This window comes from Nonomuraea sp. NPDC004580 (genome assembly GCF_040609855.1).
Taxonomy (GTDB): domain Bacteria; phylum Actinomycetota; class Actinomycetes; order Streptosporangiales; family Streptosporangiaceae; genus Nonomuraea; species Nonomuraea salmonea.
The window spans coordinates 1-12,767 of the sequence record NZ_JBEXLH010000077.1 but is presented as its reverse complement, the minus strand read 5'-3'; the positions used below and the strand labels follow the sequence as shown (position 1 = coordinate 12,767).

General features: G+C 70.3%; 13 protein-coding genes. 9 read left to right on the top strand and 4 right to left on the bottom strand.

The window, feature by feature from the left end; translation table 11 throughout:
• The first annotated feature begins 293 nt into the window (after window positions 1-293).
• The 4 genes from ABZW11_RS41285 (at window position 294) to ABZW11_RS41270 (ending at window position 3,036) form a co-directional block, all read left to right on the top strand.
• Window positions 294-488: a hypothetical protein gene (locus tag ABZW11_RS41285; protein WP_355430256.1), complete on the top strand. Its 195-nt coding sequence runs from the start codon at window positions 294-296 to the stop codon at window positions 486-488.
• A complete protein-coding gene (locus ABZW11_RS41280) occupies window positions 489-1,748 on the top strand; it encodes a cytochrome ubiquinol oxidase subunit I (protein WP_355430253.1) in 1,260 nt (419 codons plus the stop codon). It abuts the gene before it with no gap.
• Window positions 1,748-2,671, top strand: a complete 924-nt coding sequence (locus tag ABZW11_RS41275; protein ID WP_355430250.1) for a cytochrome d ubiquinol oxidase subunit II — start codon at window positions 1,748-1,750, stop codon at window positions 2,669-2,671. Before ABZW11_RS41280 ends, ABZW11_RS41275 begins: the two co-directional genes overlap by 1 nt.
• Window positions 2,672-2,781: 110 nt before the next feature.
• A complete protein-coding gene (locus ABZW11_RS41270) occupies window positions 2,782-3,036 on the top strand; it encodes a hypothetical protein (RefSeq protein WP_355430247.1) in 255 nt (84 codons plus the stop codon).
• 314 nt (window positions 3,037-3,350) lie between these two features.
• On the opposite strand, the gene ABZW11_RS41265 is transcribed toward ABZW11_RS41270, so the two are convergent.
• Window positions 3,351-4,199: a family 16 glycosylhydrolase gene (locus tag ABZW11_RS41265; RefSeq protein ID WP_355430245.1), complete on the bottom strand. Its 849-nt coding sequence runs from the start codon at window positions 4,197-4,199 to the stop codon at window positions 3,351-3,353.
• Between the two features lie 135 nt (window positions 4,200-4,334).
• Here ABZW11_RS41265 and ABZW11_RS41260 point away from each other — a divergent pair, with 135 nt between their 5' ends.
• Window positions 4,335-4,529 carry a hypothetical protein gene (locus ABZW11_RS41260; RefSeq protein ID WP_355430243.1) on the top strand — a complete coding sequence of 65 codons (195 nt, stop codon included), beginning with the start codon at window positions 4,335-4,337 and terminating at the stop codon, window positions 4,527-4,529.
• A 77-nt stretch (window positions 4,530-4,606) separates the two neighbouring features.
• Here ABZW11_RS41260 and ABZW11_RS41255 read toward each other — a convergent pair whose 3' ends face one another.
• Complete coding sequence (locus ABZW11_RS41255) at window positions 4,607-4,981, bottom strand: hypothetical protein (protein WP_355430240.1); 375 nt, start codon at window positions 4,979-4,981, stop codon at window positions 4,607-4,609.
• 539 nt (window positions 4,982-5,520) lie between these two features.
• Here ABZW11_RS41255 and ABZW11_RS41250 point away from each other — a divergent pair.
• The 3 genes from ABZW11_RS41250 to ABZW11_RS41240 all read left to right on the top strand — a co-directional run bounded on the left by ABZW11_RS41250 (window position 5,521) and on the right by ABZW11_RS41240 (window position 10,057).
• Window positions 5,521-7,224 (top strand): enoyl-CoA hydratase-related protein, encoded by a 1,704-nt coding sequence (locus tag ABZW11_RS41250; protein ID WP_355430238.1) that lies wholly within the window; start codon window positions 5,521-5,523, stop codon window positions 7,222-7,224.
• Window positions 7,225-7,240: 16 nt separating this feature from the next.
• Window positions 7,241-8,770 carry a UDP-N-acetylglucosamine 1-carboxyvinyltransferase gene (locus tag ABZW11_RS41245; protein ID WP_355430235.1) on the top strand — a complete coding sequence of 510 codons (1,530 nt, stop codon included), beginning with the start codon at window positions 7,241-7,243 and terminating at the stop codon, window positions 8,768-8,770.
• 264 nt (window positions 8,771-9,034) lie between these two features.
• A complete protein-coding gene (locus ABZW11_RS41240; RefSeq protein WP_355430232.1) occupies window positions 9,035-10,057 on the top strand; it encodes a tyrosine-type recombinase/integrase in 1,023 nt (340 codons plus the stop codon).
• A gap of 30 nt (window positions 10,058-10,087) precedes the next feature.
• Here ABZW11_RS41240 and ABZW11_RS41235 read toward each other — a convergent pair whose 3' ends face one another.
• On the bottom strand, window positions 10,088-11,269 hold the full coding sequence (locus ABZW11_RS41235) for an NAD(P)/FAD-dependent oxidoreductase (RefSeq protein ID WP_355430229.1): 1,182 nt from the start codon (window positions 11,267-11,269) through the stop codon (window positions 10,088-10,090).
• Between the two features lie 54 nt (window positions 11,270-11,323).
• Between ABZW11_RS41235 and ABZW11_RS41230 the strand changes: the two genes are divergently transcribed.
• Entirely contained in the window at window positions 11,324-12,016 is a 693-nt protein-coding gene (locus ABZW11_RS41230) for a TetR/AcrR family transcriptional regulator C-terminal domain-containing protein (protein WP_355430226.1), read from the top strand.
• A 163-nt stretch (window positions 12,017-12,179) separates the two neighbouring features.
• Here ABZW11_RS41230 and ABZW11_RS41225 read toward each other — a convergent pair whose 3' ends face one another.
• Window positions 12,180-12,506, bottom strand: coding sequence for a PadR family transcriptional regulator (locus ABZW11_RS41225; RefSeq protein ID WP_355430223.1), 327 nt, complete (start codon window positions 12,504-12,506; stop codon window positions 12,180-12,182).
• Between the last annotated feature and the right edge of the window lie 261 nt (window positions 12,507-12,767).

The following is a 12,767-nucleotide window of genomic DNA, read 5'->3' as shown; positions in this document are numbered from 1 at the left end:
CGCACAACCGCACAATAAACACCCGCCTCACGTAAACGAACCCCACCAATGTGCGCCACCTCAGAAAAACCCAGAATTCCATGTGATTCTCAGCAATGGCGCACCGCTCATCATCACCGCCGTGCGCCTCCTCACCCGGCGCCGCACTCAAACTCCTCACCCAGCGGACCCCTACCTGAGGACGAGGCCCCTCGCCCTCAAGAACGAGACACGATCACCCCTCGGGACTGACCACCGGCCGCCACCACATGTGTAGCCTACCTACACAACCACGACCGGGGAGACCACCACCCATGACCAAGAACTCCGCCCTACCCACCGTGCGACTCATCGCCCTCATCATCACCGGCATCATCATCGGCAACCTCGCCGTCACCCTCCTCACCGACCGCCCCACCGGCCTCGGCATCGACGAACTCATCGCCTTCGGGGGAGGAGCAGCACTCGGACTCCTCGCCGAATACGCCATCTTCCGCCGCCACCCCTAAATGGACACCCTCACCCTCGCCAGGCTCGAATTCGGCATCACCACCAGCCTCCACTTCCTCTTCGTCGCCCTCACCCTCGGCCTGGCACCCCTCATCGCCTACCTCCACACCCGCCACACCATCGGCGCAGACCCCCACTACGAACGACTCACCACATTCTGGGGCCAGATCTACCTCGTCAACTACGGCCTCGGCATCATCTCCGGCCTCCTCCTCGAATTCCAGTTCGCCCTCAACTGGAGCGGCCTCACCCACCACGCAGGACAACTCTTCGGCGCACCCCTCGCCCTCGAAACCCTCTACGCCTTCTTCATCGAATCCACCTTCCTCGGACTGTGGATCTTCGGCTGGGGCCGCCTCCCCAAACTCCTGCACCTCACCACCTTCTACATCGTCACCCTCGCCGCGCTCGCCTCCGCCTACCTCATCCTCGTCGCCAACGGATTCCTCCAGAACCCCGTCGGCCACCACCCCCACGGCGACACCCTCCGCCTCACCGACCTCGCCGCCCTGCTCACCAACCCCGCAGCCCTCATCGCCCTCGGACACATCCTGCCCGCCGCCCTCATGGTCGCCGGATTCCTCATCGCCGGCATCAGCGCCTGGCACTTCCGCCACGGCACCACCGACGTCCGCTTCCACCGCACCGGCATGCGACTCGGACTCACCGTCGGCTACATCGCCACCTTCTTCACCATCGGCTTCGGCGACGCCTCCGTCCTGTGGATCGTCCGCAACCAACCCACCAAAATCCCCGGCACCCATGGAGCCGAAGCCGTCGCCGCCCGCATGATCGCCCAGCACGGCCCCGGCGACTACATGGCACCCGGCTGGATCACCATCGCCGTCACCATCATGATCTCCGTCGCCTACCTCTACGTCCTGTTCGCCCTCATCCCCATCGCCCTGCTCGGCAAAGGCCGCATCGAACGACACCGCCTCCTGCTCGGCATCGGCGTCTGGACCATCCCGCTGCCCTTCCTCACCGTCATCCTCGGCTGGACGGTCCGCGAGATCGGCCGCCAACCCTGGGCCATCTACGACGTCCTGCCCACCAGCCAAGCCGTCTCCGACCTCACCACCGGCAGCGCACTCGCCTCACTGATCATCTTCACCACCCTGTACGCCGCCCTCGCCGCCACCGGCTACACCCTCATCGCCAAACTCGCCCGCCAAGGCCCCGACACCGTCATCCTCGGCCGAACCCTGGGGGAGAGCGGGCAGACCACGGGAGGCCCCCCGACCACCGCGGAGCACTGATGCACACCCTCTGGCCACTGCTCACCGGCCTGCTCATCACCGGATGGTTCGCACTCGACGGCTTCAGCATCGGCACCGCCGCCTACCTGCCCCTCCTGCGCCACGACCCACCCGCCCGCAACCGCGCCGTCGCCGCCATCGGACCGTTCTTCCTCGCCGGCGAAGTCTGGCTCATCGCCTTCGCCGGCGTCCTCGCCCTCACCTTCCCCGCAGCCGAAACCCGCCTGTTCGCCCGGCTTCATCCCGTCATCGTCACCATGATCGCCGCATGGCTCGTCCGCGACGCCGCCATGTGGTTCCGCGCCCGCCGGCCCGGACCCCGATGGCGAGCCCGATGGGAGACCACCATGGCCGCCGCCGCCACCACCTTCGCCGCATCGACCGGCCTCCTGCTCGGCAACGCCATACAGAACGGGGGAGCACCACTCAACCCCTACGCACTGCTCACCTCACTCACCGTAGTCACCGTCTTCTTCCTGCACGGCACCGCCTTCCTCACCCTCAGGACCACGGGGGAGTCACGCGCACACGCCCGCCGCACCGCCACCCGCGCCGCACCCCTCACGATCACGCTCCTGGCACTCCTGCTCGGCGCCGCCCCGCTCACCAGCCTCACCCTCACGCCCGCCACCTTCATCCCCGGCCTCACCGGGCCGCTCGCGGCCGCCGCGGCGTGGCTCGCGCTCAGGAGGGGACGCGACGGGCTGACGTTCGCCGCCACGCTGGTCACCGCCGCGTCCCTGCCATTGACCGCCGGGGGACTCATGACCGGCTCGCTGCCGCAGGACGTCGCCGATCCCGGCACGCTCGAGAGGCTGGCCGTGGTGGCGCTGCCCATCGTCCCGCTGCTGCTCGCCGCGCAGGCGCTGCTGTGGTGGATGCACCGGCGTCGGGTGAGCGAACGTACGGTGACGTTCTTCTGACGGCCCCCGCGGGAGAGGCCCCCGGAACGGTCTACTTGACATAATGTTCATTATCAAGCAACGAGCAGCCGCGGCGAATAAAGCCCGCACACCCGGGCAGACGCCTGCACATGCCCGCCCTCGCCATCACCACACCGAGCCTCGTCGCGATCACCGCAGTGATCACCGCCGCAGCCATCTGGCTGATCATCTTCGCCGTCCGGCTCACCAGGAACCCGCGCAACCGGCCGACGATCAGCATCGACCTCGTCGATCAAGCACGAGAGCTGAAGGCGGCCGGCCAGATCCAGGAAGCCGTCTTCCTCGTACGCGGCGAAACCGGCATGAGCCAGCGCGCCGCCGCACGCTTCGTCAACCGTTTATGACCCCCGGCCCCCGCTTCCGGCCGCTCTCATGCTCGATTCCGATACCAGACAGAATGTGGGTTCTGTCGGGTATAGCACATTTCATCCCGTTCATGCCGATTCAGCGTCGTATGGCGGGACACGTGATGACGTCTCCTTGCGGCGCTCGACAGGGACGCGGCAAAGGGATCCCCTGGCAGAAGCCGGCGCGAAGGCGGTGCCCGCGCGCCAGGGGCGATGCAGGAGCGCGAGCAGGTCGCGGCTGATCACAGGGGCGCTCCCCTACCCCGGCGGGCTCGCGGCCAGGAGCTCCCCTCGCTTCAGGTCACGGACGGTCACCAGTTGCGAGTGCGGCCGAACCAGACATTTCGGGCTTGGAAGGTGGTGTCGCCGGTGGGGCCGGGTTGCTGGGGCCATTGGGGGTCGCCGGGTTCGACGCCGGAGGCCCAGGAGCCCATCTGCAGGTTGATGATGAGGTATTGCGGGATGCCGGCCCAGCCGACGCCGCGGTGGGTGGCCTGCCATCGGCCGTCGAAGTAGTAGTCGAGCAGGACGTCGTCGCCGTCCTTCTCCATCCAGAGGCGGTAGCGGTGCCAGGCGCCGGGGTCGGCGACGGGTAGCGGGGTGCGTTCTGCGGGGTCGTTCTCGCCGGCGGCTTTGGTCCAGGTGTTGAAGAGGTTGGTGGAGTCGCCGACGTATTCGAGGATGTCGCTCTCGGGGGGCCAGTCGGGGTAGATGCCGGTGGTCCAGAAGGCGGGCCAGATGCCTTGGCCGGTCTGGGTGCGGAATTCGCCTTCGATGTCGTACTCGGGGAATTGGTCGTTGATGAGGATGGGGGTGGTGGCGTGGACGGCGCCGGAGTGGTACCAGATGGGGGCGTATGGGTTCGAGGGGCTGTTCTCGGTGCTGGTGGCGAGGCGGGTGGCGGTGAGGGTGAGGACGCCGCCGGAGAGGGTGGCCTTGCCGGGGAGCATTGTGGCGGCGCCGTTGTGGTATTGGCCCCAGGGGTAGCCGTGCTGCCAGCTGGCGGTGAAGCCGGCCTGGTCGTCGAATGACGTCTTCTCGACGATGTTCTCCCAGGTGGGGGCGGTGGCGCGGGCCGGGGTGGCGAGTCCTAACAGGCCGGCGGCTGTTGTGGTGCCGAGGGTGAGGAGGGTGCGGCGGTTGAGGGTGTGGTCGGGCATGTGGCTCCTTACTTGATCATTGCCAGTCGTACGGTAGAGGGTTTCGGGGTGTGGTGGGTGCGGTAACTATGAGTCACTTGTCGTGGCTCATAGCGATTGGACGGGATCATGTCTCGTGTCAGTGTCGTCGCCGCTGTGCTCGCGTTCGGTGCCGTGCTGCCGGTGGGCGTCGCGTCGGCCGCTTCGGCTGAAGTGCTCCGGGCGGGGACGGTCACGATCGTCGACTGTGTGATCGGGGCCGGGATCATCATGCCGAGTTCGTCGAGCCCGACGCGGCTGGTGTGTGTCGGGGGTCTGCACGACGGCAAGCCGGTGGGCGGTATCGCCTGATCGGGCGGCCGGGGTGGGGCGGCCGGGGTGGGGTGGCCGCTCCCCCGCGCCCGTGGGGCGGGGACGTCCTTGAGCGGTCAGGTCAGGGTGACGTCGCCGCCCGCGGGGTGTTGGCAGCGGCCGTGGGGGCGGGGGCGCTCGAGCTGGCGGCATTCCCAGGTGGTGCCGTCGACGTTGACGGTGAAGTTGGGGAGGTCGTCGCCTGGGGTGGGGCGGTTGCGGTGGTAGGCGTCGGCGACGTGGCGGGCGGTGGTGCAGGCGGTGGCAGGCTGGGTGGGGAGGTCGGCGGTGATGTGGAGGCCGCTGGGGGTTCGTCCGCAGTCGGTGGTGCGGGCGGCCGCGGGTGGTGGGTGGGCGGCGCTGTCGTAGGGCGGTGGTCCGGCTGTGCAGGCGGCTGTGCAGGCGGTGGTGAGGGCGAGGGTGGCGGTCATGGTGGTGATGGTGGTGTGCATGGTGTGTCCCCCCTTCTCTGGTCAGGATGCGGGGTGACGACGGATGGGTGGGTGTGGTGGGGGTGAAGGTCGGTTCAAGGGGTTTTGGCGGTGCGGGAAGTCGGGGTGGGCGGGCGGGTTTGGATCGTGGTGGGGCGGGGTTGTGCCAAGGGGCCTGCGGTGGATTCTGTCCTGGGCGTGACCTGGGGTGGGGTGGTGGGGCGGGATGCTGGGGGTGTGGTGATGTGTCTCGCATGGGCGGGCTGTCATCGCCGGGGGCGCTCGGGCTACTCCCCCGCTCGGGCGCCCCTTTTTCGTGGGGGTGGGGGGCTGTGACCTGGCGGGATCTTACGGGGCAAAGCGGGTCAATCTGGGGCCGCGGACGTGGCTTTTTGCCGTGATTGGTCACCAGCAGTGGGCATTTCATGTCAGCATCATGTGCATGTATGGGTCATATGGGACTGCCGTAAAGGGTGGTGACGCGTGCGGCGATCCGCCGTCCGCCTGGTAGTCCCTCCCCTGGTGACCACTGCTCCCCTGTTCGGAAAGAAGTTCCCGCGTTGCGTATCTTGCTGCTCTGTTCCTCCTTCAACGGCCTGACCCAGCGCGCCTGGCTCGAGTTGCGCCGTTCCGGGCATGACGTCGGTGTCGAGCTGGCCATCTCGCAGGAGCAGATGACGGAGGCGGCCGAGCTGCACAAGCCCGATCTGATCATCTGCCCGTTCCTGAAGGAGCGGGTGCCGGACGCGTTGTGGCGCACCCACCGTACGGTGATCATCCACCCGGGGCCGCCCGGCGACCGGGGCCCGTCCTCGCTGGACTGGGCGATCGCCGACGCCGAGCCCGAGTGGGGCGTCACGGCGCTGCAGGCGGTGGAGGAGATGGACGCCGGCCCCATCTGGGGGTACCGGACGTTCCCGATGCCGGCCGAGCCGCCGCGTAAGTCGGCGCTGTACAACGGGCCGGTCGCGGACGCGGCGGTCGAGCTGGTGGCGGAGGTGGCGGGCAAGGCGGCCGATCCGGCGTTCGTGCCGGTGCCGCTGGACTACCGCTCGCCGGAGGTGCGGGGCCGGTTGCGGCGGGCGATGCGGCACGCCGACCGGGAGTTCTCCTGGAGCGAGCCGACCGAGGACATCCTTCGGCGGGTGCGCGCGGCCGACGGCGCGCCCGGCGGGCGGGCGGTTCTGTGCGACCTGCCGGTGCGGGTGTTCGACGTCTACCGGGGTCCTGAGCTGGCGGGGACGCCCGGTCAGGTGGCGGGGCGCCGGGAGGGCGCGGTGCTGGTGCACACCGGCGACGGCACGCTGTGGGTGGGTCATGTGAAGGTCGAGCGGGAGGGCGGCATCAAGCTGCCGGCGACGCTGGCGCTGGGCGACCTGGTGGCGGAGGCGCCGCAGCGGTCGGGCTACAGCGAGATCACCTACGACCGCAGCGAGGGCGTGGGCGTGGTGAGCTTCGACTTCTACAACGGCGCGATGTCGACCGATCAGTGCCGGCGGCTGGCCTCGGCGCTGCGGTACGCGGTGTCGCAGGACACGCGGGTGCTGGTGGTGCGCGGCGGTGAGGTGTTCTCCAACGGCATCCACCTGAACGTGATCGAGGCGGCGCGGCAGCCGGAGCTGGAGGCGTGGATGAACATCAACGCCATCAACGCGGTGTGCCGGGAGATCGTGGGCTGCACGAGCCAGCTGGTGGTGACCTCGATCGGGGGCAACGCCGGTGCGGGCGGGGTGATGATGGGGCTGGGCGCCGACCGGGTGATCGTACGTGACTCGGTGGTGCTGAACCCGCATTACCGCACGATGGGGCTGTTCGGCAGCGAGTACTGGACGTACTCGCTGACGCGCCGGGTGGGTGCGGAGCGGGCGCGGGCTCTGACGCAGGAGGCGTTGCCGATCGGCGCGGCGGAGGCGGTGGAGTTCGGGCTGGCCGACAAGGCGCTGGCGGGTTCGCGGCTGGACTTCGAGCGGCGGGTGCTGGAGTACGCCGAGCGGTTGTCGGCCGATCCGGGTTATGACCGGTTCCTGGCGGGCAGGCGGCATGCGCGGGAGGCCGATGAGCGGCGTAAGCCGCTGGACGCCTACCGGGCCGAGGAGCTGGCGGAGATGAGCCGGGACATGTTCGACGATCAGAACGGGTTCCGGCAGGCGCGGCAGGCGTTCGTGCACAAGGCGAAGGCGCAGGCGACGCCGGAGCATCTGGCGCGTCTTCGGGAGTTGTCCGGCGCGTCGGCACCCTCGGACGCAACTACATCTCATATGTGAGATATGGTTCGCTGTTGTGGCAGATGATTACCTTGTGCGGATCGGCCGGCTGATCCGGGACGCTCGCCAGCATCGTGGTTGGACCCAACTGCAGCTGGCGGATGCGCTGGCGACGAGTCAGAGCGCGGTGAACCGGATCGAGCGCGGAAACCAGAACATCAGTCTTGAGATGATCGCCCGGATCGGCGAGGCGCTCGACAGCGAGATCGTCTCGCTCGGCTATGCCGGGCCGATGCATCTGCGCGTGGTGGGCGGCCGCCGGTTGTCGGGCAGCATCGACGTCAAGACGTCGAAGAACGCGTGCGTGGCGCTGCTGTGCGCGTCGCTGCTCAACTCCGGCCGGACGATCCTGCGCAAGGTGGCGCGGATCGAGGAGGTGTACCGCATCCTGGAGGTGCTGGCCTCGATCGGGGTGCGGGCGCGCTGGATCAACGAGGGCAGCGACCTGGAGATCGTGCCGCCGTCCCGGCTGGAGCTGGAGGCGATGGACACCGAGGCGGCGCGCCGCACCCGGAGCGTGATCATGTTCCTGGGTCCGCTGATGCACCGCACGGAGCAGTTCCAGATCCCGTACGCGGGCGGCTGTGACCTGGGCACGCGTACGGTGCAGCCGCACATGTCGGCGCTCAGGCACTTCGGGCTTGACATCACCGCGACGGGTGGTTTCTACCACGGGCGGGTGGATCGCGGGGTGGCGCCGTCACGGCCGATCGTGCTGACCGAGCGGGGCGACACGGTGACGGAGAACGCGCTGCTGGCCGCCGCCCGCCACGACGGGGTGACGGTGATCCGCAACGCCTCGTCCAACTACATGGTGCAGGACCTGTGCTTCTTCCTGGAGCAACTGGGCGTGCGGGTGGAGGGCATCGGCACGACGACGCTGACGGTGCACGGGGTGCCGCACATCGAGCGGGACGTCGACTACTCCCCTTCCGAGGACCCGGTGGAGGCGATGAGCCTGCTGGCGGCGGCGGTGGTGACGTCGTCGGAGCTGACGATCTGCCGGGTGCCGGTGGAGTTCCTGGAGATCGAGCTCGCGGTGCTGGAGGAGATGGGGCTCGATCACGATCGGGGCGGCGAGTACGCGGCGGCCAACGGCCGTACGCGGCTGGTGGACCTGACGGTGCGGCCGTCGAAGCTGGTCTCCCCCATCGACAAGATCCACCCGATGCCGTTCCCCGGCCTGAACATCGACAACGTGCCGTTCTTCGCGGCGATCGCCGCCTCGGCGCAGGGGTCGACGCTGATCCACGACTGGGTGTACGACAACCGCGCGATCTACCTGACGGAGCTGACCCGGCTGGGCGCGTCGGTGAAGCTGCTGGACCCGCACCGGGTGCTGGTGGAGGGGCCGACGCGGTGGCGCAGCGCGGAGATGATGTGCCCGCCGGCGTTGCGGCCCGCGGTGGTGGTGCTGCTGGCGATGATGGCGGCCGAGGGCACGTCTGTGCTGCGCAACGTGTACGTGATCAACCGGGGGTATGAGGATCTGGCCGAGCGGCTGAACGCCCTGGGCGCGCGGATCGAGACCTTCCGCGACATCTGACCTCGTCCTTTGAGTCCTTTGAGTCCTTTGAGTCCTTTGAGTCCTTTGAGTCCTTTGAGGCCGGCGGCGAGCGGGGTGAGCGCGTACTCGACGCGTGGCGGCCCCCGCCGGAGGCGGCCCGCCGCGCCCGGGCCGCCTCCGGCACCGCCGTCCTTCAGGGGGCGGTGCTGATCGCCGGTGCTGACCGCGGGTGTCGTTTGTCGGTGCCGCCCGCTACCGTCGTGCGTGGATCTTCGAGTCGTGACGTGCGGGGAGGAGTGGCCGGTGCGGCCTGCGGAGCTCGACCGGTTGACGGTGGCGGAGGCGGCGGACCGTTACGTGGAGCTGGTGCGCGCCAGGACGCTGACGGGGGCGCTGTCGCCGTCCACGGCCGAGGTCTATGCCCGTGACGTGGCCACGCTGGTGGAGCTGGCCGGCGCCGACGTGGTGCTCGACGATCTGACGGGCGAGGACGTCGATGCGATCCTGCTGGCCTTCGCGCGCCGCCCGGACGGCCGCAAGGGGGTGGCGCGGGAGAAGGGGGCGGGGCAGTCCCCGTCGTCGCAGGCGCGTTTCCGCCGGTCGATCTCGGCGCTGTTCAAGCACGCGGCGCTGGCGGGATGGGTGCAGATCAACCCGATGACGCGCTCCAGCGTGACGGCCAGGGAGCGGGGCGGGCTGCCGCCGCAGCGGCGGGCGCTGACCCGCGAGCAGGCGCAAGGTCTGATCGGGGCCGCGCGGGCGCTGCCGGAGACGGCGCCGGAGCAGGGCAGGCGCCGTGACCAGCGTACGGAGCTGCGCGACGCGGTGATCGTGCTGCTGCTGGCGACGGTGGGGCCGCGGGTGTCGGAGCTCGTACGCGCGAACGTGGAGGACTTCTACACCAACGACGGGGTGCGCTACTGGCGGATCTTCGGCAAGGGCGGCCGTACGCGTGACGTGCCGCTGCCCGACGACGTGGCGGCCGTGCTGCAGACCTACCTGGAGCGGGGCCGGCCGGCGGGGGCCGACAAGGCGCTGCTGCTGTCGTGGCGGGGGCGGCGGCTGGCGCGCGGTGACGTGCAGGCGGTGATCGACCGGGTGCAGGCGCGGGTGCCGGCCGACCAGCGCCGCTCGGTCACCCCGCACGGGCTGCGTCACACCACGGCCACCCATCTGCTGGCGGACGCGGTGGACATGGACGCCGTGCGGCGGGTCCTGGGCCACGGCGACCTGTCCACGCTGGGCCGCTACCGCGACGACCTGCCCGGGGAGCTGGAGGTCGCGATGCGCACCCACCCCTTGCTGCGCGACCGCCCCGAATCCTGACCACTTGCCGTGAGACGCGGCTGCCCCCTGTCAGGCGGGCTGGAGGTCGTCGAAGAGGGCGATGGCCGTGGCGGGGTCGGGGCCGACCAGGCGGTCCAGACCGGCGGCCGTCATCTCGGCGAACGTGGCGGCGCGGGCCTGCATGCGCTCCTCGAACGCGCGCACGGCCGCGTCCACTTCCGCGTCCACCTCCGCGTCCCGGGCCTCGGTGAGTACTTCGGTGAGGGCTTGGGCGAGTTCGGCGCCTTCGATCATGGCGAGGTTGGCGCCCACGCCGAGGGGCGGCATCAGGTGGGCGGCGTCACCCAGGAGCGTCACGCCGGGCACGTGGTCCCAGGTGTGGCCGACCGGCAGGACGTGCATGGGGCGGTGGGCGAAGGTGGTGCCGCGGCGCAGCAGGTCGAGCACGGGGGCGGCCCAGCCGTCGAACAGGGCTTCCAGCAGCGGCCTGACGGCGTCGGGGTCGGTGGGGTCGAGGGCGGGCTGCCGGGTGAGGCCCAGGTGGCGAGCGGGGTCGGTGTGCCAGTCGAGGGGGGCGCGGAACTGGGCGTACACCTTGACGTGGCCACCGCTGTTGCGCTGGGCGACGACGGCGCGGTTGACGCCGTAGACGGCGAGAGCGCCGTCGCCGATGAGGCGGGCGAGGTCGGGGTGGGCGGTGTCGACGTCGTCGAGGGAGGTTTCGAGCAGGGTGACGCCGGTGTAGCGGGGGGTGGCGGGTGACAGGGCGCCTCGGACGCGGGACCAGGCGCCGTCGGCGCCGACGACCAGGTCGTATGTGTGGGCGCTCCCGTCGGCGGAGCGCACCAGGACGCCGCCGGGGGCGCCCGGCGCCACCTCGGTGACGTTCGTGCCCCACTGCACGTCCAGGGGGCCGCGCAGGAGGTCGCGGAGCTGGCCGCGGTCGATCTCGGGGTTGGCGCGCTCGCCGGGGCGGGGCCGCCAGTCACGCAGGACGGTGCCGTCGGTGCCGAGGATGCGCATGGCCTGGCCTTCGGGGCGGGCGAGCCGTTCGAACTCGGTGGTCAGCCCTGCTTGGGCGATGGCGGTCTGGCCGAGGTTCTCGTGCAGGTCGAGGGTGCCGCCCGGGGGGCGGGCGTCGGGGGCGGTGTCGCGTTCGAGGACGGTGACGGGGTGGCCGTGGCGGTGCAGGACGCGGGCGAGGGTGAGTCCGCCGAGGCCGGCCCCCACCACTGCTATACGGTGCCTCATGTCGATACACCGTATATCTGCGATACAGTGTATTGCAACGATACGATGTCAGGCATGACCGTGTGGGATCGGCCGGAACGGCCTGCTCGCCCAGCCCCGCTCGACCGCGAGCGCATCGTCGCCACCGCCATCGCGCTGGCGGACGAGGGCGGGCTGGAGGCGGTGTCGCTGCGCAAGGTGGCCGCCCGGCTGGAGGCCGGCCCGATGCGCCTGTACGGCTACATCTCCACCAAGGAAGAGCTGTTCGACCTCATGGTGGACGAGGTCAACGCCGAGTTGCTGCCCGCCGAGCCGCCCCGCGACTGGCGGGAGGCGCTCGCCGGTCACGCCCACCGCACCCGGCAGGCCGCGCTGCGCCACGAGTGGCTGGCCGACCTGCTCGGCGGCCGTCCCGCGCTGGGCCCCAACGCGATGGCCGTCACCGAGGTGCTGCTGGCCTCCCTCGCCGGGCTGGCCGACCTGGCGACCGTCATGCGGGCGGTGGAGACGCTCAGCGCGTACTGCACGGGCGCCATCCGCCGCGAGATCGCGAACCTGCGGGCCGAGCGCGCCACGGGCCTGTCCGAGAGCGACTGGCAGCGCGCCCGCGGCCCCTACGTCAGCCGCATGCTGGCCACCGGCCGCTTCCCGGCGCTGGCCAGGTTCGTGCACGACGGGGTGGAGGTGGACGCCGAGACGGTGTTCACCACGGGCCTGGAGTGGGTGCTCGACGCCGTGGCCGCCAAACTCACCCCGCCGCGTCCCTGAAGACCTGCCCGGCCTCCTCGGCGCATGACTCTCGGGAGCCCGGCGCCGGCCGTTTCGCCGGACCCGCCGGCGAGGTCGCCGCCCCGCCTGACCGGAGGGCTGCCCAGCGGGCGGGTGAGCCGTTGCCGGGTGAGGTCGCCGCCGGTGACGGTCCGCCGGAAGCTCATCGGCGGCCCTCTCTGAGCTTGTCGAGACGTGTGGTGATGTACTCCCACTTCGTCCAGAACGTGGCCAGTTCGCGGCGGCCGGCGTCGTTGAGCGCGTAGAACTTGCGCGGCGGGCCCACCCCTGAGGGCCGTTTGGTGACCTGGACCAGGCCGTTCTTCTCCAGCCTCAGCAGGATGGTGTAGACGGTGCCCTCGACGACGTCGGTGAAGCCGAGGTCGTTCAGCCGGCGCGTGATGGCGTAGCCGTAGGTCTCCTCGCTACCGATGATCTCCAGCACGCAGCCTTCGAGCGTGCCCTTCAGCATCTCCGTGAGGTTGTCCACGTCACCCCCGCCCTCCGCTACTCGGTGACACCGAGTACCGCTCCACGGTACCACCGGGGAGCGGGATCACGGGAGTGCCGCCAGTCAGGCGGCGACCGGGCTAGCCGGTGGGCGCGGGAGTGGAGCGGGTGGCGAGCCGGTCGAGGGAGATGCCGAGCACGTCGGCCAGCGCCGACGACGTGGTGTTCGCGGTGACCGCGGTGCAGAAGGAGAAGTTCGGCGTCGTGGCGGGGCTCATCACCGCCCTCGACGAGGCCGAGG